Origin of the sequence: Amorphoplanes friuliensis DSM 7358 (assembly GCF_000494755.1) — a bacterium.
Classification (GTDB): Bacteria; Actinomycetota; Actinomycetes; order Mycobacteriales; family Micromonosporaceae; genus Actinoplanes; species Actinoplanes friuliensis.
This window is the reverse complement of record NC_022657.1, coordinates 4,930,994-4,948,622: the sequence shown is the minus strand read 5'-3', so window position 1 is coordinate 4,948,622 and position 17,629 is coordinate 4,930,994. Positions and strand designations below refer to the sequence as shown.

General features: G+C 72.0%; 20 protein-coding genes. 12 read left to right on the top strand and 8 right to left on the bottom strand.

Features of this window, described 5'->3' with window-relative positions; all coding sequences use genetic code 11:
* Window positions 1-100 precede the first annotated feature (100 nt).
* On the top strand, window positions 101-2,485 hold the full coding sequence (locus AFR_RS23035) for a phosphoketolase family protein (protein ID WP_041842578.1): 2,385 nt from the start codon (window positions 101-103) through the stop codon (window positions 2,483-2,485).
* A gap of 1 nt (window position 2,486) precedes the next feature.
* Here AFR_RS23035 and AFR_RS23030 read toward each other — a convergent pair whose 3' ends face one another.
* On the bottom strand, window positions 2,487-3,329 hold the full coding sequence (locus AFR_RS23030; protein WP_023363351.1) for a patatin-like phospholipase family protein: 843 nt from the start codon (window positions 3,327-3,329) through the stop codon (window positions 2,487-2,489).
* Window positions 3,330-3,403: 74 nt separating this feature from the next.
* Between AFR_RS23030 and AFR_RS23025 the strand changes: the two genes are divergently transcribed.
* From AFR_RS23025 to AFR_RS23000, 6 genes are read left to right on the top strand one after another with little or no spacing between them, the layout of a single operon-like run.
* Window positions 3,404-3,757 (top strand): ArsR/SmtB family transcription factor, encoded by a 354-nt coding sequence (locus tag AFR_RS23025; RefSeq protein ID WP_023363350.1) that lies wholly within the window; start codon window positions 3,404-3,406, stop codon window positions 3,755-3,757.
* On the top strand, window positions 3,758-3,985 hold the full coding sequence (locus AFR_RS23020; RefSeq protein ID WP_023363349.1) for a hypothetical protein: 228 nt from the start codon (window positions 3,758-3,760) through the stop codon (window positions 3,983-3,985).
* Window positions 3,982-4,572, top strand: coding sequence for a CDP-alcohol phosphatidyltransferase family protein (locus AFR_RS23015; RefSeq protein WP_023363347.1), 591 nt, complete (start codon window positions 3,982-3,984; stop codon window positions 4,570-4,572). The genes AFR_RS23020 and AFR_RS23015 overlap by 4 nt, the downstream gene beginning before the upstream one ends.
* Window positions 4,569-5,039 (top strand): hypothetical protein, encoded by a 471-nt coding sequence (locus tag AFR_RS23010; RefSeq protein ID WP_023363345.1) that lies wholly within the window; start codon window positions 4,569-4,571, stop codon window positions 5,037-5,039. Before AFR_RS23015 ends, AFR_RS23010 begins: the two co-directional genes overlap by 4 nt.
* 46 nt (window positions 5,040-5,085) lie before the next feature.
* Window positions 5,086-5,913, top strand: coding sequence for an alpha/beta hydrolase (locus AFR_RS23005; protein ID WP_023363344.1), 828 nt, complete (start codon window positions 5,086-5,088; stop codon window positions 5,911-5,913).
* The gene (locus tag AFR_RS23000; protein ID WP_238547122.1) at window positions 5,910-6,785 is read left to right on the top strand and encodes a sigma-70 family RNA polymerase sigma factor; all 876 of its coding nucleotides are present in this window, start codon (window positions 5,910-5,912) and stop codon (window positions 6,783-6,785) included. The genes AFR_RS23005 and AFR_RS23000 overlap by 4 nt, the downstream gene beginning before the upstream one ends.
* A 2-nt stretch (window positions 6,786-6,787) precedes the next feature.
* On the opposite strand, the gene AFR_RS22995 is transcribed toward AFR_RS23000, so the two are convergent.
* The gene (locus AFR_RS22995; RefSeq protein WP_023363340.1) at window positions 6,788-7,333 is read right to left on the bottom strand and encodes a DUF4240 domain-containing protein; all 546 of its coding nucleotides are present in this window, start codon (window positions 7,331-7,333) and stop codon (window positions 6,788-6,790) included.
* Window positions 7,334-7,390: 57 nt separating this feature from the next.
* On the opposite strand from AFR_RS22995, the gene AFR_RS22990 reads away from it, so the two are divergent.
* The 3 genes from AFR_RS22990 to AFR_RS22980 are packed head-to-tail and all read left to right on the top strand — an operon-like array spanning window position 7,391 to window position 8,690.
* Complete coding sequence (locus AFR_RS22990) at window positions 7,391-7,711, top strand: PadR family transcriptional regulator (RefSeq protein ID WP_238547121.1); 321 nt, start codon at window positions 7,391-7,393, stop codon at window positions 7,709-7,711.
* Window positions 7,705-8,499: a hypothetical protein gene (locus tag AFR_RS22985; protein WP_023363337.1), complete on the top strand. Its 795-nt coding sequence runs from the start codon at window positions 7,705-7,707 to the stop codon at window positions 8,497-8,499. Before AFR_RS22990 ends, AFR_RS22985 begins: the two co-directional genes overlap by 7 nt.
* Window positions 8,499-8,690 carry a hypothetical protein gene (locus AFR_RS22980; RefSeq protein WP_023363335.1) on the top strand — a complete coding sequence of 64 codons (192 nt, stop codon included), beginning with the start codon at window positions 8,499-8,501 and terminating at the stop codon, window positions 8,688-8,690. The genes AFR_RS22985 and AFR_RS22980 overlap by 1 nt, the downstream gene beginning before the upstream one ends.
* A gap of 37 nt (window positions 8,691-8,727) precedes the next feature.
* On the opposite strand, the gene AFR_RS22975 is transcribed toward AFR_RS22980, so the two are convergent.
* From AFR_RS22975 to AFR_RS45225, 6 genes are all read right to left on the bottom strand, one after another.
* Window positions 8,728-9,246 carry an RNA polymerase sigma factor gene (locus AFR_RS22975; RefSeq protein ID WP_438829906.1) on the bottom strand — a complete coding sequence of 173 codons (519 nt, stop codon included), beginning with the start codon at window positions 9,244-9,246 and terminating at the stop codon, window positions 8,728-8,730.
* Between the two features lie 473 nt (window positions 9,247-9,719).
* Window positions 9,720-10,472 carry an SIR2 family NAD-dependent protein deacylase gene (locus AFR_RS22970; RefSeq protein ID WP_023363332.1) on the bottom strand — a complete coding sequence of 251 codons (753 nt, stop codon included), beginning with the start codon at window positions 10,470-10,472 and terminating at the stop codon, window positions 9,720-9,722.
* On the bottom strand, window positions 10,472-11,140 hold the full coding sequence (locus tag AFR_RS22965; protein ID WP_052359435.1) for a response regulator transcription factor: 669 nt from the start codon (window positions 11,138-11,140) through the stop codon (window positions 10,472-10,474). The genes AFR_RS22970 and AFR_RS22965 overlap by 1 nt, the downstream gene beginning before the upstream one ends.
* 96 nt (window positions 11,141-11,236) lie before the next feature.
* Entirely contained in the window at window positions 11,237-12,445 is a 1,209-nt protein-coding gene (locus AFR_RS22960; RefSeq protein ID WP_023363329.1) for an APC family permease, read from the bottom strand.
* Window positions 12,442-13,380 carry an alpha/beta hydrolase gene (locus tag AFR_RS22955; protein ID WP_023363327.1) on the bottom strand — a complete coding sequence of 313 codons (939 nt, stop codon included), beginning with the start codon at window positions 13,378-13,380 and terminating at the stop codon, window positions 12,442-12,444. The genes AFR_RS22960 and AFR_RS22955 overlap by 4 nt, the downstream gene beginning before the upstream one ends.
* A gap of 1 nt (window position 13,381) precedes the next feature.
* The gene (locus tag AFR_RS45225) at window positions 13,382-14,011 is read right to left on the bottom strand and encodes a phosphotransferase (protein WP_023363325.1); all 630 of its coding nucleotides are present in this window, start codon (window positions 14,009-14,011) and stop codon (window positions 13,382-13,384) included.
* Between the two features lie 128 nt (window positions 14,012-14,139).
* On the opposite strand from AFR_RS45225, the gene AFR_RS22945 reads away from it, so the two are divergent.
* Together AFR_RS22945 and AFR_RS22940 are read left to right on the top strand one after the other, a co-directional pair.
* Window positions 14,140-14,946 carry an FAD binding domain-containing protein gene (locus tag AFR_RS22945; RefSeq protein WP_023363324.1) on the top strand — a complete coding sequence of 269 codons (807 nt, stop codon included), beginning with the start codon at window positions 14,140-14,142 and terminating at the stop codon, window positions 14,944-14,946.
* Window positions 14,943-17,621 (top strand): molybdopterin-dependent oxidoreductase, encoded by a 2,679-nt coding sequence (locus AFR_RS22940; protein WP_023363322.1) that lies wholly within the window; start codon window positions 14,943-14,945, stop codon window positions 17,619-17,621. The genes AFR_RS22945 and AFR_RS22940 overlap by 4 nt, the downstream gene beginning before the upstream one ends.
* Window positions 17,622-17,629: the final 8 nt, after the last annotated feature.

The following is a 17,629-nucleotide window of genomic DNA, read 5'->3' as shown; positions in this document are numbered from 1 at the left end:
GTCGCGCACTAGCGTGAAGGAGGCCAGTCAGGCAGGGATGACGGGAAGGAACGACGTGACCGCCGTATCGGAACATGAGGTCCGCACCCCCGACGACGAGGTGGTGCGCGCCCTGGCCGCTCCGGACGACACGGAGATCGACCGGCTCGACGCCTGGTGGCGGGCCAACAACTACCTCACCATCGGGCAGATCTACCTCGGTGCCAACCCGCTGCTGCGGGAGCCGTTGCGGCCCGAGCACATCAAGCCGCGGCTGCTCGGGCACTGGGGGACCAGCCCCGGTCTGTCGTTCGTCTACGCGCACGTCTCCCGGCTGATCCGGCACACCGGTCAGCAGGCGATCTACCTCGCCGGACCCGGGCACGGCGGTCCCGCCCTGGTCGCCGCCGGCTATCTGGAGGGCACCTACAGCGACATCTACCCGAAGGTGTCCCAGGACGAGGCCGGGATGCAGCGGCTGTTCCGGCAGTTCTCCAGCCCCGGCGGCATCCCCAGCCACGTGTCCGTGACCACGCCGGGCTCGATCCACGAGGGCGGTGAGCTCGGTTACGTCCTCGTGCACGCCTTCGGCGCGGTCATGGACAACCCCGACCTGCTCGCGATCGCCGTGGTCGGTGACGGTGAGGCGGAGACCGGGCCCCTCGAAGGCTCGTGGAAGGGCATCTCGTTCCTGAACCCCGCGCACGACGGCGCGGTGCTGCCGATCCTGCACCTCAACGGCGCCAAGATCGCCGGGCCGACCGTGCTGGGCCGCAAGGACCCCGACGAGGTGCGCTCGCTGCTCAGCGGTCACGGCTACGAGATCATCGAGGTCGAGGGTGAGGACCTCCCGGGCATGCACCACCGCTTCGCCGCCGCGCTGGCCGAGGCCTGGGGCAAGATCCGCGCGATCCAGCACGCGGCCCGCGCGGGGGAGTGGGACGGCGAACGCCCGCACTGGCCCCTGATCATCCTGCGCTCCCCGAAGGGCTGGACCGGTCCGGCCGAGGTGGACGGCGTCAAGGTCGCCGGCACGTGGCGCGCGCACCAGGTGCCGCTCTCGGGTGTCCGCGACAATCCCGAGCACCTGGCACTCCTCGAACGCTGGCTGAAGTCGTACCGTCCGGAAGAGCTCTTCGATTCCACCGGGGCGCCGATGGAGCTGGTGCGGTCCCTGGCGCCCGAGGGTGACTTGCGGATGAGCGCCAGCCCGCACGCCAACGGCGGCAAGCTGACCCGCGACCTCGACATCCCGGATTTCCGTGACTACGCGGTCGAGGTCGAGCGTCCGGCGGCCGAGCACGCCGAGTCGACCCGCAAGCTCGGCGAGCTGATGCGCGACATCTACCGGCGCAACCCCGACCGCTTCCGGCTCTTCTGTCCGGACGAGACCAACAGCAACCGTCTCGGTGCCGTCTTCGAGGCCTCGGACCGCGGCTTCATGGAACGCGTGACCCCCGAGGACGTGAAGATCAGCCGCGACGGGCGCGTCATGGAGGTGCTCTCCGAGCACAACTGCCACGGCTGGCTGGAGGGCTACACCCTGACCGGCCGGCACGGCATGTTCGCCACCTACGAGGCGTTCGCGATGGTCAGCGCCTCGCAGACCGTCCAGCACGGCAAGTGGCTCCAGGAGGCGAGGAACCTCCCGTGGCGCGAGAAGGTGCCGAGCCTCAACGTCCTGCTGACCTCCACCGCGTGGCGCAACGACCACAACGGCTTCTCGCACCAGGGCCCCGGCCTGATCCAGGTGGTCCTCACCCAGCGTGGTGACGTCGCCCGGGTCTACCTGCCGCCGGACGCGAACACCCTGCTGTCGGTCGCCGACCACTGCTTCCGGTCGCGGTCCTACATCAACCTGATCGTCATCGACAAGCAGCCCCAGCTTCAGTTCCTCACCATGGACGAGGCGATCGAGCACGCCCGGATCGGCGCCGGCATCTGGGAGTGGGCCGGCACCGACGACGGCACCAGCGACCCCGACATCGTGCTCGCCTGCGCCGGTGACGTGGTCACCATGGAGACCGTGGCGGCGGCCCAGATCCTCAAGGAGAGGCTGCCCGGTCTCAAGGTCCGGGTCGTCAACGTCGTCGACCTCATGACCCTGGTACGCCCGAAGGACCACCCGCACGGCATGAGCGAGACGCTGTTCACGGAACTGTTCACGGACACCGTCGACGTGGTCTTCTCGTTCCACGGCTACCCCGGCGCCATCCACCAGCTCGTCCACGGCCGCCCGGACGCCGACCGGTTCCGGGTCCGCGGCTTCATCGAGCAGGGCACGACCACCACCCCGTTCGACATGACGGTCCGCAACAAGGCGTCCCGCTATCACCTGGTGATGGACGCGATCAACAACACCAAGCGGCTGCCCCGCGGCGCGACCGAGCTCAAGGCGTGGTGCGAGAGCCAGCTGGCCCGGCACGAGGCGTACGTGGTGGAGCACCTGGAGGACATGCCGGAGGTCCGCGACTGGACCCTCGGCGACTGGGCCGGCCAGGGCTGATCTACCCCCGGAGGTCCGCCGCCCGGGAGCGATGTTCCCAGGAGCGGCGGGCCTCCGCCACCTCCACCAGCGCCTGCACGAGGGGCAGCGCGTCCTCGGCCGCCGCCTGCCCCGCGAGCCCGAACTCCGTCATGCGGGAGAGCTCCCAGAACGCGTACGCGTCGACGTCCGGCGTCAGCACCAGATCGGCGTCCCGGGCGAGCTGCTCGGCGACACCGCTCTGCAACGTGCTCGCAGCCACCATCACCTGCACCATCGTCTTCGGACGCCGCCGCGGCAACGGCCCGGACACGTCGACCGCCACCACGATGTCGGCGCCGAGGCTGCGGGCCAGCCCGGCGGGCACCATGTCGACGAGACTGCCGTCGACCAGCAGCATCCCGTCGCGCTCGACCGGCGGGAACACCCCCGGGATGGCCGAGCTGGCCAGCACCGCGCTCGCCACCGGCCCGTCGCTCATCACGACCCGCCGGGCGGTGGTCAGTTCGCACGCCACGGCGGCGAACGGCAGGTCCAGCGCCGCGAAGTCCCTGCCGTCGAGAGCATCGTTCAGGTACGCCCCGAGCCGCGCCGTCTCGAACAACGCCCGGCCGGTGATGCTGGGCCGCACCAGGCGTTTCCACTGCAGACCACCGGCCATCGACGTGATGTCCGCGGCGCTCAGCCCGCCGGCGTAGAGAGCCCCGACCAGCGCCCCGGCGCTGCAGCCCGTGACGACTGCCGGGGCGAAGCCGGCCTTGACCAGGACGTCGAGCACACCGATGTGTGCCGCACCCCGGACCGCCCCGCCGCCCAGCGCGAGGCCGATCCGCACCGGCTGGTCCTGATCCACGCTGGGCTCCATCGCCCCAGGGTGCCGCGCTGCCCGCCGCTTGCCAATGTTGACTCTCTCGCTTTCACGTGCCAATAATAGTTGGCATGAGCAAAGGCGAGTGGGAGCTGACCGGTGACCGGCTGGTCGAGGTGCTGGCCACGCTGGCCAGCCCGCACCGGCTGCGCGTGCTCGCGGCGCTGACCGGCGGCCGCACCTACGTGTCCCAGCTCGCCCGCGACCTGGGCATCAGCCGCGCACTGCTGCAGGTGCACCTCAAGAAGCTCGAGAAGGCCGGGCTGGTCACCGCGCAGCTGGAGCTGTCCGAGGACGGCAAGGCCCTCAAGTTCTACGAGGCCACGGCGTTCTCGCTGCACCTCACACCCGACGTGGTGGCGGCCGCCGTCACGACCCTGAGCACCGCCGGCGACGGCGACGCCGTACCGAAAGGAACCAGTTAGATGGACATCACCGCCTCGGTCTTTCTCGTCGTCCTGGCCGCCCTGCTCATCTCGGTCGTCTGGTACGCGGGAGTCCGCACCCGGACCGCCGTGTCGAGCGACCTGCAGCGGCAGTACGCCGACCAGGCCGCCGAGACGCAGCGGCTGCTCACCGACGTGACCGCACAACTGGCCGACCTCAACCGGCGCACCGCGGACATGCACCGCATCCTCAAGGACGCCGAATGACCGCCCTCGGCCTCAGCCCGCCGGTCACGCTCCTCAACGTCCCCAACACGATTACCGCGGTACGCACAGCCGCCGCCGTCGGGCTCGCTGTGGCGGCGCTGACCCACCGCAGCGCCCACCTGCTCGTGGCCGCGTACCTGATCTACTGGATCGGCGACATCCTCGACGGCGCTGCCGCCCGGGCCCTGGGCCAGGAGACCCGCACCGGCGCGGTCTTCGACATCGTCGCCGACCGCGCCTGCACCTCGGCCTGCGCCGCCGCCCTGGTCGTGCTGCGCCCGGACACCGCCCTGCCGATCGCGGTGTTCCTCGTCCAGTTCATGGTCATCGACCAGCTCCTGAGCCTGATGTTCCTCCGCTGGCCCCTGCTCAGCCCCAACTATTTCGCCCGCGCCGACCGCCGCATCCACCGCTGGAACTGGTCACCCCCGGCCAAGGCCCTCAACACCGCCGCCGTGGTGCTCCTCGCCCTCTTCGCGCCGGCGCCCGCGGCCGTCACGGTGGCGCTCGCAGTCACCGTGGTGAAGGTCGCCTCGCTCATCGCCGCCGCCCGGCTGCCGGCGGACCTGCCGCTCAACCGGCCATGATCGCCGTCCTGGCGGCCCTGGCCGTCGGGTTCCTGTCGGCCTTCCTGCCCTTCACCCCGGCCGAGCCCTACCTGATCGCAGCCGTGGCAACGACCGGCGCACCACCCGTGGCCCTCGGCCTGGCCGCCGCAACCGGCCAGACCGCCGGCAAGGTCCTGATCTTCCTGGCCGCCCGCGGCGCGATCCGCTCGGCCTGGCTCCAACGCCGCCTCACCAAACGCCGGCCCGCGGCACCGGGCCGGCTGGGGAGGTTCCTGGCCCGGTTGGTCGCTGCCCTGGACCGCCCCCGCCAGTCCACCGGGATCCTCCTCGCCAGCGCCATCACCGGATTTCCACCCCTGCTGGCCGCGAGCGTCTACCTCGGCCGCACCCCGATGCACCCCCTCACCTTCGCGGCGACGTGCCTGCTGGGCCGGGCGATCCGCTTCGTGACGATCGCTTTCGCCCCCCACCTCGCCGGCCACTGACGGCCGCCACCGATTCCTTTCGGGAACCCGCACGGTCGGTACTGACATGGATGCCATCAAGGAGATGTACACACGCTGGGCTGCCGGAGGTATGGGCGAGGACGACCAGTGGGGTGATGTGACGGCCGAGCCGCGCGGCGTGGACTACGTGGAGGTGTCGGCGGGTGGGGTGCCGGCGATGTGGCTCAGCCCGCACGGTGCCGACCCCGACCGGGTCATCCTCGCGCTGCACGGTGGCGGGTTCGTGAGCGGATCGCTCTACACCCACCGCAAGATGTACGGGCACCTCGCCAAAGCGGCGGGCGTGCGGGTGCTGCTGGTCTCGTACCGGCTCGCCCCGGAGTTCCGGTACCCGGCGCAGATCGAGGACGCGGTGGCGGCGTACCGGTGGGTGGCCGGGCGTACCCGGAAGGTTGCGGTGGCCGGTGACTCGTGCGGCGGTGGTCTTGCCGTGCAGGTCGCCCTGCGCGAACCGGGTGCGGCCGCGCTGGTGCTGGTGTCGCCGTGGATCGACATGGACCCGGCCCAGACCGCATCCTCGTACGAGGAGACCGCCACCACCGACCCGTTCTTCACGCGCCGGATGGTGCAGGCTCTCCTCCAGCAGTACCTTCCCGAGGGCGTCAGCGGCCTGGAGCCGGAGGTCAACTCCTTCCACGCCGACCTGTCCGCACTGCCCCCGGTGTACGTGCAGTGCGGCGGCGACGAGAGCGGCCGGGGCGACAGCGAGCGCATCGCGAAGGCGACCGGCGGCGAGCTCGACGTCGTCGACGGGCAGCAGCACATCTTCCAGATGGCCGCCGGGCGCGCCCCGGTGGCCGACGAGGCGATCGGGAGGCTGGCGGCATGGGTACGCCCTCAACTGGGTCTTTGACCGAGGCTGTGTCTCTGACCGAGGCTTTCGAGGCGGAACGCCGGGGCTTGCTCGCCCACGCGTACCGGATGCTCGGCGCCTTCCACGAGGCCGAGGACGTCGTGCAGGACACGTACGTCCGAGCCCTGCGCGGCTGGAAGACGTTCGAGGGGCGTTCGTCGGTGCGCACCTGGCTCTACCGGATCGCGACCAACGTCTGCCTCACGGTGCTCGACGGCCGGGGGCGGCGCGCGCTTCTGACCGGCCTCGTCCCGGACGACCTCGAGGTGTGGGTCGCGGCCGACCCGGGCGACCTGATCACCGACCGGGAAAGCGTACGGCTCGCCTTCGTTGCTGGACTGCAGCACCTCGCGCCCCGGCAGCGGGCCGTCCTGCTGCTGCGTGAGGTGCTGGCTTTCTCAGCCGCCGAGACCGGCGTGGCCCTGGGCATGTCCGTGCCGGCCGTCAAAAGCGCCCTGCAACGAGCCCGGTCCCGGTTGGCCGAGGTGGCCCCGACCCGCGACGACGTCCTCGACGTCTCTTCACCCCGCGCCCGCGAACTCCTCGACGGCTACATGACGGCGTGGGAGGCATCGGACGCCGACGCGTTCCGCGACCTGCTCTGCGCGGACGCGTCCATCGAGCCGGTCGGTGCGCACAGCTCGTACGCCGGTCGCGAGGCGTGCCTGGCTTTCGCGACCCCGTCGATGGGCGCCGCGGGGGATTGGCGCATGGCCCCGACCGAGGCGAACAGCCAGCCCGCAGCGTCGGTCTGGTTCCGCGGCGAACCCTGGGGCCTCGCGGTCCTGACGATCGTCCAGGAAGGCATCAGAGCCGTCACCCTCTTCCCGAACCAGGAGCTGATCGCCGACAACTCCGCGCGGGTGGGCTGAAATCAGGTGGTGGCGCGGGTCCAGGGGCGTTCGATCCAGGTGTTGTGGTCGAGGTAGGCCGTCAGGCGGGGGAAGCGTCGCCTCGTGCCGGGTTCGTCGGTCAGGTCGGTGGGGGTTCCCGTCGGGTCCTCGGGTCCGTCCGGGCCGTCGACGGCGAAGGGGCGGCCGGTTGCGGCGATGTGTGCTTCCATCGGGAGGCCGGTGAACCAGTCGATGCGGGCGTTGTGGCGGTCCGGAGCCAGCTCGACGAGGTTGTCGGGGTCTTCCTGGACGCGCTTCATTGTTTGCCTGCCGTGGGAGACGATCCAGTCTTGGACGACGAGCAGGGCATCGTCGTTCACCGGTCCCAGCAGGAGGGTCGCGGCGTCGTGGACGGGCCAGCTGTAGAGCTCGTCCTGCACTTCAGCCCACAACGCTCCGAAGTGTTCGATCTCGTCCGGGCTCAGGCTGCGGAGGCGGCGGAGGAGCACCTGCGCGACACGTTCGGTGTCGGTGCCCGCCTCCGCGCGGGCGCCCTCGACGATGCGCCAGAAGACTGCCCTGTCCATGGCTCGCACCGTAACAGGGGCTATGCAGAACTAGGAATAGCTATATAGAGTACGGGCATGGCCCAGTTACGAATGACGACGCCGCGGTTGCTGGTGTTGGAGGCGTTGTTGCGCGATCACGAGCGGGAGTCGTACGGGTTGGAGCTGGCGCAGGTGGCCGGGCTCGAGCCGGGGACGATCTATCCGATCCTGGTCGCGTTCGAGGGAGCGGGCTGGCTGCGGAGCCGGGCCGAGGACGTCGACGTGCATGCCGCCGGACGTCCGCGCCGCCGTTACTACGTGCTCACCCCCGCGGGTGTCGAGGCCGCGGGTGCCGCCGTTGCGAAGGCCGCGGCCCGTCGCAAGGCGCCCAGGACGACCGGTGAGCTGGCGTGGTGAACGAATTGCGCCCGGTCGACCGCGCTGTCCTGGCCGTTCTCGGCCGGCTGTTGCCAGCGGCGTTCCGGGAGCGGCAGCAGGGCGAGTGGGCCTCCGACCTGCTGACCCTGCCCGCCGACACCCGCCTGCGCTACCTGACGGGCGCGGCCCGGACCTTGCCGAGCCTGCGCGCCCAGGTGCGGCGCGGTCACGTCGTCCCGGAGCTCGAGGTGGGGCCGGGACTGGCCGCCGGGTTCGCCCGGATCGTGTTCTTCGGGCTGGCCTGGCCGATCCTGTCCTGGCTGCTCTGGGTGCCGTTCCGCTACTACGCATTCAGCGTGGACGACCGCCTGGCCGCCGCCACCGACCCGGAGTACACCATCGATCCGCAGTCGGTGTGGCCGTTCGACGTCACCCCCGGCTGGCTGATGATCGTGTGGTGGCCACCGCACCTCGGCGCCTGGATGGCTGTCCTCTCCGGCCCGTTCCTGATCGTCGCCGTGACCGTGTTCGGCAGCCTGCTGGCCTTGCTGGGCCGTCGTGCCCGCCGTCGTGTGGTGCTCCTGGCCGCGGTGATCGTCGGCGTCGTGGGAGCGGCGGCGACTGGGGTGCTCGTCGCCCTGGAGATCAGCGACAACGGCTTCGCGGCGGGCTTCCTCGGTGCCGTCGCCCTGGGCCTCACCGTCGTGAAGGGACTGTCCACCCGCCTGCGCACCGGTCTTGTTGTCGTCGGCCTCGGCGCGATTGCACTCTTCGTGGCGTTCCACACCGGCGAGGGCCAGGCGATGCTCGGGTGGTTCCAGGACTGATGGCAGCCCGGCGGCGGTACGTGGCCCGTGGCGTACCCGGTGGTTATCAGATCTGGGACAACCGGGCTCGACGGTGGTGGGGCGAGCTCTACGAGGTCTGCCCCGACGACCTGCTCGGTGAGCTGAACGGCGCCGCCGAGCCCGCGCGCATCACCGAACTGCTCCGGAGATACCGCGGTCTCAAGCGGTAGAGGGGTGCGACAGGTGATTCACAGGAACTCATAGCGTTCACCCAGGTGGGCACGCGCCGCGGTCCGCGCCCGCCGGGCGCGTGACTTGACCGTCCCTTCCGGTACGCCCCAGCAGCAGCGCCGTCTCGCGCACCGACAGCCCGTCCAGCACCGTGGCGCGCAGCACGTCGCGCAGCTCAGGTGGGAGCGCCAGCAGGGCCCGTCCCAGATCCTCCGTCACCTCGGCTCCGGACGCGCGGACGGGAGAGACGATCGGAGGTGGTGTTCGCGTCTGGCGGGCCCGGCGCCGGAACGCGTCGACCAGGCGGTGCGCGGCGATGGTCCAGAGCCAGCCGACCGCGCTGCCCGAGACGGAGGCGCCCGCGAAGCTGCCCGCGGCCCGCCACACGGCCAGGTACGTCTCCTGCAGGACGTCGGCGACCACGTCCTCGTCGGCGCACCGGCGCCGCAGCCGGACCGCCAGCCACGGTGAGGTGCGCTGGTACAGCTCGTCGAACGCCTGCCGGTCGCCGCGGGCGATCCGGCGGACGAGTTCCTCCTCGTCGGCGGGCTGCACACCCGGGATCATGCCCTTCCTGGGCACATCCTGGGAAAAGCCGCGTTCTGTTGACCGCGATCGAGAGCAGGCGGACCCTGGGAAGGGTGGGGAGGTAGCGCCATGATCGGAAATTTGCTGCTCGTCGCCCTTTTTCTCGTCGCGGCCGTGATCAGCGGTCTCGCCCTGCTGTCCGGCACGGGCCATCCGCATCCGCGACACCGCGAACGCTGATCAGAGGGCCAGCACCCGCGGCGCCGCAGGCGCTGATCAGGCGGCCGGCGCCCGCGACGGCGCGGACGCTGCTCAGAGGGCCGGCGCCCGCTGCGGCGCGGAAGCTGATCAGAGGGCCGCCGTCCGTGGCGGCGCGGAAGCTGATCAGAGGGCCAGCGTCCGTTGCGGCGCGGAAGCTGATCAGAGGGTCGGCGCCCGCTGCGGCGCGGACGCTGCTCAGAGGGCGGTTGCCCGCGACGGCGTGGGCGCTGATCTGCGGGTCAGCGGGTCAGCAACGGCAGGATCTCCGCGGCCGCGCCGTGCAGATTCACGTCGGCGACCGCGTCCAGTGGTGTGGGTTGCGGGTTGATCTGGACCACGGCGGCGCCGAGGCGGGCCGCCACGTGGGGGATCTCGGCGGCGGGATGAACCAGGCCTGACGTGCCCACGGTCAGCAACAGGTCGCACGACGCCGCGGCCTCGACCGCCCGATCGAGGACGTCCGCGGGCAGGGCTTCGCCGAACCACACCACGCCCGGACGCACCGGACCGGCGCAGTGGGCGCACGCGGGCGGGGGCAGCCGACGTCCCTCCAGCGGCTCGTCGGCGGTCCCGTCCGGCCGGGCGGCGGGTCGGCCGCAGTCGGCGCAGCGTGGTGCGAAGAGGCTCCCGTGCAGGTGCAGCGGGGCCGCCGAGCCGGCGCGTTCGTGCAGGTCGTCGACGTTCTGGGTGATCACCACCGTGCCGGGGTGGCGGGCCTCGACGGTGGCGATGGCGCGATGGGCCGCGTTCGGCGAGGCGCGGCTGACGGCGGTGCGCCGCCACTCGTACCAACCCCAGACGAGGGCGGGGTCGGCGCGGAAGGCCTCCGGTGTGGCCAGGGCCTGGGCGTCGAAGCGTTCCCACAGGCCGGTGAGGGAGTCGCGGAACGTCGGGATGCCGCTCTCGGCGGACACCCCAGCCCCGGTGAAGACGACCACCCGGCGCGCACCGGCCAGCAAGGCCCGGGCCTTGTCGACGCTGTCGGGGACCATCAGGGCAGGCCCGCCCGCAGGGCGTACCCGAAACCGCGGTGGGTGACGATCAGCGGCGCACCGAGCCGGTCCAATTCGGTGCGCAGGGAGGTGACGTCGGCGTCGACGTCCGGTGAGGCGGTGGCGGCCTCGATCTGGCCGCGGGAGAGGACCCGCCCGGAGTTCTGCAGGAAATACCGCAGGACCTCCAACTCGGTACGGCTCAACGGCACCACCTCGCCCCCGCGCCGCGCCTCGTGGGTGTCCTGGTCGAGCTCCACGTCGGCGTAGCGCAGCAGGCGGTCGCCCGACGGTGAGCCGCTGCGGCTCAGCAGGGCGCGGACGCGGGTCAGCAGGACCTCCACGTCGAACGGCTTGGTGATCCAGTCCTCGTCGCCGTACGCGAGACCGGCGATCAGGTCGGCGCTGGCGTCGGGTGCGGTGAGGAACATGATGCCCATGGCCGAACCGCCCGCGCGCAGCCGCCGGCACACGTCCAGGCCGTCGCCGTCGGGCAGCATCGTGTCGAGCAGGACCAGGTCGGGGCTGTGTTCGGCGGCTTTTTCGACCGCCTGTTCACCGGTGCGGGCGGTGTCCACGGCGAACCCGTGGAAGGTCAGTACCGAGGCGAGCATGTCGACGACGGTGGGCTGGTCGTCGACCACCAGAATGCGCGCATTATCCGACATGTTGCCCCCATGGAAACACTGCGTGATGTGACGACGGTGCTCCCGTTGGCCACTGGCCGGAAGAGACCGTCCACATGGCAGGAACGCCGGCCCCGGTCAGACCCGCCTCGCGCGGACGAACCAGAGCACCGCCCCGGCGGCGAACACCGCCAGCCCGGCCCCCACAGCCGGGAGCGGCAGGGTCGCTGCCAGCAGCAGGCAGCCTGCCAGGCCGGTGATCGGGACCCAGCGCCGGGGCGCACCTTCGTCCGGGCGCAGGGTCAGCGCGGAGGCGTTGGTGATCGCGTAGTAGACGAGGACCCCGAACGACGAGAATCCGATCGCGCCGCGCAGGTCCGTGACCAGCACGAGCAGGGCAACCGCGACACCGACGGTGACCTCGGCGCGGTGCGGCACCCCGCGGGCGCCGACCGCGTCCAGTCCCGCGGGGAGGTGTCGGCCGCGGGCCATCGCGAACGTTGTCCGGGACACTCCGAGGATCAGGGCGAGCAGTGAACCCAGCGCCGCCACCGCCGCACCCACCCGCACGACCGGGCCGAGCCACTCCGGCCCGACCTCGGCCAGCGGGGCGGTCGCGGCGGCGAGCCGGGCCGGGCCGAGCGTGCCGAGCAGGGTGAGCGCCACCGCGGCGTACAGGATCAGGGTGATCGTGAGGGCGATCGGGATCGCGCGGGGGATGGTGCGGGCGGGGTCGCGGACCTCCTCGCCGAGGGTGGCGATGCGGGCGTACCCGGCGAAGGCGAAGAACAGCAGGCCGGCGCCCTGGAGGACGTCCCAGGGCGAGACGACCGGCCCGCCGGCGCTCAGGTGCAGCCCACCCGAGGTGCCGGCGACGATCACGGCGATCAGGACGGCGATGACCGCGGCGACGAGGATCCGTGCGACCGGCAGCGACCGGTGGACACCGGCCAGGTTCAGCGCCGTGAGCGCGGCCACGGCGGTCACGGCGAGCAGCCGCTCGTGCCCGGGTGCCACGTAGGCGCCGAAGGTCAGGGCCATCGCCGCGCACGACGCCGTCTTGCCGAGGACAAAACCCCAGCCCGCGAGGAAGCCCCACAGGTCGCCGAGGCGCTCCCGGCCGTACACGTAGGTGCCGCCGGAGGCCGGGTAGACGGCCGCCAGCCGGGCCGAGGAGATCGCGTTGCACCAGGCCACGAGCGCGGCGACCGCCAGCGCGACCGGCAGCCAGGCACCCGCGGCCGCCGTCGCCGGCCCGAACGCGGCAAAAACGCCGGCACCGATCATCGCGCTCAGGCCGACGACCACCGCGTCGGTCGTGCGGAGACGCCGTGTCAGCTCGGTCAAGGTGTCAGTCCGGCGGCGGCGAGCCAGGTGGCCAGCGCGGTGGTGGTCTCGGCGGGGGCCTCGAGCATGACCTCGTGACCGGCGTCGATCGTGGTCTCGGTGAGATCGGTGCAGGCCGCCCGCATCGGCTCGGCCAGGCGGCTGCCGCGCGTCTCGCAGATCGCGTCCCAGGCCGCGTGGACGAACAGCACAGGCATCCGGAGCTCCGGGTACGCCGCCCGCGCGGCGTACGCCACGTTCGCGTCGTCGTTGAGGTACCAGGCGCCGGGCCCGCGGAAGCCCTTGGCGCTCAGCGACGCGACGATGGTGGCGTGGTCCTCGGCGGACAGCATCGTCTCGTCGCGCGGGAGCTGCGGGGCCCGCCGGGCGGCCCCGAACCAGCCACCGTTCGCCCGGACACCGGCACTGCGGGCGGGCCGTTGCACCGACTCGGGGCGGCCGCGGCGGAACAGCAGCGACACCGTGGCCTCGACGTCAGCCTCGAAGTCGGCCGTCACCTGCTCGAAGCTCTCCGCGTAGTAGCGGTAGTAGTCCCACTGGCCGTACGGGAAGCGCTCGGCCGGGTAGAGGTCCCGGTCGACCAGCGGCACCAGCGTCTCCAGCGCGAACCCCTGCGGCAGGTACGGCACACACAGGCTGGCCACCGCCCGGACCCGCTCGGGGTGATGCGCGGCAAGCGCCCACACCACCGGGCTGCCCCAGTCGTGCCCGACCCACACCGCGGGCTCACCGCCGAGACTGTCGTGCAGGGCGATCAGGTCGGCGACGACGTGCTCGACGGCGTACGCGGAGGTGTCGTCCGGCGCGGGCGCCGTGCCGTACCCGCGCAGGTCCGGGGTGACGCACCGCCAGCCGGCGGCAGTGAAGTGCTCGGCCTGCGCCCGCCAGACCAGCCCCAGCTCGGGCCACCCGTGCACAAAGATCATCAGTGACATGTCATTCCGCCCAGTCGGAGGTCGTGGCGATGTGGCCCTCCCAGCGCGTGTAACCGGGGTCGGCGGTGCCGAGTTGGCGGCGCAGCGCCAGCATCTGACGGCACTTGGCGAGCATGGCGCTGCGGCGCTCGTTCCAGGGCGGGCGGCTGCCGTAGCCGGCGAAGAGCTCGGGCAGCGCCCCGGTTTCGGCCGGGTGGTGGGTGCGAACGATCCACTCGCACCAGGCCAGGTCGCCGATCGTGCCGGTGCCCGGGTGCGACCATTCCCAGTCGAGGACCGCGGACACCTCGTACGTGTGCGCGTCGAAGAGCAGGTTGTTGGGCCCGTAGTCGCCGTGCACGACACCCTCGGACTGCAGCCGCCGCAGCATCGTCCCGCAGGAGTGCAGCACGGCGGGTGCCTGACCGGCATCGATCAGTTCCTGCCCGTGCACTCCGGGCAGGTGGGCCAGGTGCAACTCCCCGGTGCGCGCGGCGAGCACCGCAGGGACGGGCAGGCGGCCCGCGAGGGTCTCCAGGGCGTCACGCTCCGTGGCCCAGCGGCGCGGGGCGTCGGGTCCGGTGTACCGCTTGATCACCACACTGCCGTCACCCCGGGTGTCATTGGTGTACCCGTGCCGCAACGGCCGCATCAGCGCCTCGTCTCCCCGTCGATCACTGCCCGCAGGCGACGATAACTGTTCGCGCGCCGGAAACACACGCCGCGTAACGTACCGTTGTTCCGGACCAGGCACCGCAGTGGAGGATCGGGGGATCACACGTGGATCTGCACACGGTCGTCGAGGTGGTCAGCCCGGCCGCGGTGGGGCAGTGGCGTCCTGGTGACGCCTGGCTCGCCGGCGGGACGGCGCTCTTCGCCGAGCCGGATCCCGGCGTCACGCGGCTGCTGGACCTGGCTGCCGCCGGCTGGACCCCGATCACGGTGCGTGACGACGGGCTGGAGATCGCCGCGACCTGTACGGTCGCCGACCTGGCCGGTTTCGAGGGCGCAGCGCACTTCACCGCCTTCCACGGGCTCGCCACCGCGTGCTGCCGGGCGTTCCTCGCCTCCTTCAAGATCTGGAACGTCGCGACGGTCGGCGGCAACCTCTGCGCCGCCCTGCCCGCCGGCCCGATGATCGCGCTGACCGCCGCGCTGGACGGCGAGTGCCTGATCCTCGGTCCGGGCGGCGAACGACGGATGCCGGTCGCCCGCTTCGTCACCGGCGAGGGAACGACCGCGCTGACCGACGGCGAGCTGCTGCGTTCGATCACGCTGCCCGCGGCCGCACTGACCGGGCGTACGGCGTTGCGGCAGGGTTCGCTGTTCACCCACGGCCGGTCCGCGGCGCTGATCGCCGGGCGGCTCGAGCCCGGCGGTGGCCTGGTGCTGACGGTGACCGGGTCCACAGTGCGTCCGTTCCAGCTCCGCTTCCCGGACGTTCCCGCGGCCGGCCTGCTCGCCGCGGCGCTGCGGGACACCATCGCCGACGACGACTACGTCGACGACGTGCACGGCCTCCCCGCGTGGCGCCAGCACCTGACGGGACGCTTCGCGGAGGAGATCCGGGCGGAGCTGGCCGCATGAGCGTCCGGATCAACGGCACCGACCACGAGCGGGCACCGCGGGCAGGGCAGTGCCTGCGCACCTACCTGCGCGAGGAGGGCTGCTTCGGTGTCAAGAAGGGCTGCGACACCGGCGACTGCGGCGCCTGCACGGTGCACGTGGACGGACAGCCTGTGCACAGCTGCGTCTACCCGGCGTTCCGCGCGCAGGGCCGGCAGGTCACCACGATCGAGGGCCTGGCACCGCCGGACGGCCTGCACCCGGTGCAGCAGCGTTTCCTGGACGCGCAGGGCTTCCAGTGCGGGTTCTGCACCGCCGGCATGATCATGACCACGGCCGCGCTGGACGAGGAGAAGCTCGCCGATCTGCCCCGGGCGCTCAAGGGCAACCTCTGCCGCTGCACCGGTTACCGCGCGATCGCCGATGCGATCCACGGTGTCCGCACGGTCGAGGAGCCGGGCGCGGGTGAGGCCGTCGGTGCGAGTCTCGGCGCACCGGCCGGACCGCAGGTGGTCACCGGCACCGCCCGCTACACGTTCGACGTGGACGTTCCGGGCCTGCTGCACCTCAAGGTGCTGCGCTCGCCGCACGCGCACGCCCGCATCGTCTCCATCGACACCACCGAGGCGCTCGCCGTGCCCGGCGTGCAGGCGGTGCTGACCCACGAGGACGCACCGGCCCGGCACTTCTCCACCGCCCGCCACGAGCATCCGGTCGAGGACCCCGCCGACACCCGTGTGCTCGACGACGTGGTGCGGCACGTGGGCCAGCGGGTCGCCGCCGTTGTCGCCGACACCGAGGGTGCGGCCGAGGAGGGGTGCCGGCGCCTGCGCGTGGCGTACGAGATCCTGCCCGCGGTGACCGACCCGGAAGCCGCGATGCGGCCGGGAGCACCGGCCGTGCACGGCGACAAGGACGCGAGCCACCGCATCGCGCGCCCGGCGGAGAACGTCGTCGGTGAGCTGCACGCCGAGCTGGGTGATGTCGCCGCCGGCTTCGCGGACGCCGCAGTCGTGTACGCCCAGACGTTCCGCACTCCCCGCGTCCAGCACGCCGCCCTGGAGACCCACGGCGCGCTCGGCTGGCTCGACGACACCGGCCGGCTGACCCTCCGGTCGAGCACGCAGACCCCGTTCCTGACCCGCCGCGCCCTGGCCGACCTCTTCGACCTGCCCCTGGACGAGGTCCGGGTGCTCACCGGCCGGGTCGGCGGCGGCTTCGGTGGCAAGCAGGAGATGCTGGTCGAGGACCTGGTCGCCCTGGCCGTACGTAAGACGGGCCGCCCGGTCAAGCTCGAGTACACCCGCGCCGAGCAGTTCACCTCGGCCACCACGCGGCACCCGTTCATCGTCGAGATGAAGGCGGGCGCCCGCAGCGACGGCACCCTGACGGCGTTGTCGTTGCGGGTCGTGTCGGACACCGGCGCCTACGGCAACCACGGACCGGCGGTCATGTACCACGGCTGCCACGAGTCGATCGCCGTCTACCGCTGCGCGAACAAGAAGGTCGACGCGTTCGCCGTCTACACCAATACCGTCCCGTCCGGAGCGTTCCGCGGGTACGGGCTGGGTCAGGTCTCGTTCGCGGTCGAGTCGGTCCTGGACGAGCTGGCCCGCCGCCTCGACCTGGACCCGGTGCTGCTGCGCGAGCGCAACATCGTGCGTCCCGGTGAGCCGCTGGCTGCCCCCGGTGACCACGCCGACGACCTGATGATCGCCAGTTACGGTCTCGACCAGTGCCTCGACGCCGTCCGGGCCGCCTCCCACGATCCGGCCCCGCCGGCGCCCGAGGGGTGGCTCACGGGTGAGGGCATGGCGCTGGCGATGATCGCGGCCGGTCCGCCCGGCGGGCACTTCGCGGACGCGGCGGTCACCCTGCTGCCGGACGGCCGGTACGAGATCGCGGTCGGTACGTCGGAGTTCGGCAACGGCAGCACCACCGTGCACACCCAGATCGTCGCCGACACGCTCGGCACCACGCCGGACCGCGTCCTGGTCCGCCAGTCCGACACCGACGTCGTCGGCCACGACACCGGCGCGTTCGCCTCCACGGGTGTGGTCGTCGCAGGTCAGGCCGTCCTGCACGCCGCCCGGGCGCTGCGCGAGCAGCTGCTGACGCTGGCCGGTCCGGGTGCCGTCGGTCTCGCTCCCGACGCCGTCGAGCTGCAGAACGGCCGGCTGACGCTCAAGGACCTGGCGGCCTCGGCGGCGTCCCCGATCCGGGCCGAGGGTCACTGGACGGGCAGCCCGCGGTCGGTCGCGTTCAACGCCCAGTGGTTCCGCATCGCCGTCGACCCCGGCACCGGTGAGCTGCGGATCCTGCGCAGCGTCCACAGTGCCGACGCCGGCACGGTCATGAACCCGCTGCAGTGCCGGGGCCAGATCGAGGGCGGTGTCGCCCAGGCCATCGGCGCGACCCTGGCCGAGCACGTCGACCTCGACGACGGGGGCCGGGTGACGACCGCCGGGTTCCGGCAGTACCACCTGCCGACGTTCGCGGACGTGCCGCACACCGAGGTCGTCTTCGCCGACACGGCCGACTCGATCGGGCCGCTCGGTGCCAAGTCGATGAGCGAGAGCCCGTTCAATCCGGTCGCCCCCGCCCTGGCCAACGCCCTGCGCGACGCGACCGGGGTGCGTTTCACCGACCTGCCGTTCACCCGCGACCGCATCTGGGTGCGTCTGCAGGACGGCTGAAGTCCTAT

Coding starts and splice junctions, on each gene's coding strand:
- AFR_RS23030 (WP_023363351.1), bottom strand. CDS start 3,329: ATGGAGCCCAGCGTGGATCAGGACCAGCCGGTGCGGATCGGCCTCGCG.
- AFR_RS23010 (WP_023363345.1), top strand. CDS start 4,569: ATGATCGCCGTCCTGGCGGCCCTGGCCGTCGGGTTCCTGTCGGCCTTC.
- AFR_RS22980 (WP_023363335.1), top strand. CDS start 8,499: ATGGCAGCCCGGCGGCGGTACGTGGCCCGTGGCGTACCCGGTGGTTAT.
- AFR_RS22940 (WP_023363322.1), top strand. CDS start 14,943: ATGAGCGTCCGGATCAACGGCACCGACCACGAGCGGGCACCGCGGGCA.
- AFR_RS22955 (WP_023363327.1), bottom strand. CDS start 13,380: ATGTCACTGATGATCTTTGTGCACGGGTGGCCCGAGCTGGGGCTGGTC.
- AFR_RS22995 (WP_023363340.1), bottom strand. CDS start 7,333: ATGGACAGGGCAGTCTTCTGGCGCATCGTCGAGGGCGCCCGCGCGGAG.
- AFR_RS23020 (WP_023363349.1), top strand. CDS start 3,758: ATGGACATCACCGCCTCGGTCTTTCTCGTCGTCCTGGCCGCCCTGCTC.
- AFR_RS22965 (WP_052359435.1), bottom strand. CDS start 11,140: ATGTCGGATAATGCGCGCATTCTGGTGGTCGACGACCAGCCCACCGTC.
- AFR_RS45225 (WP_023363325.1), bottom strand. CDS start 14,011: ATGCGGCCGTTGCGGCACGGGTACACCAATGACACCCGGGGTGACGGC.
- AFR_RS22970 (WP_023363332.1), bottom strand. CDS start 10,472: ATGGTCCCCGACAGCGTCGACAAGGCCCGGGCCTTGCTGGCCGGTGCG.
- AFR_RS23025 (WP_023363350.1), top strand. CDS start 3,404: ATGAGCAAAGGCGAGTGGGAGCTGACCGGTGACCGGCTGGTCGAGGTG.
- AFR_RS23005 (WP_023363344.1), top strand. CDS start 5,086: ATGGATGCCATCAAGGAGATGTACACACGCTGGGCTGCCGGAGGTATG.
- AFR_RS22990 (WP_238547121.1), top strand. CDS start 7,391: ATGGCCCAGTTACGAATGACGACGCCGCGGTTGCTGGTGTTGGAGGCG.
- AFR_RS23015 (WP_023363347.1), top strand. CDS start 3,982: ATGACCGCCCTCGGCCTCAGCCCGCCGGTCACGCTCCTCAACGTCCCC.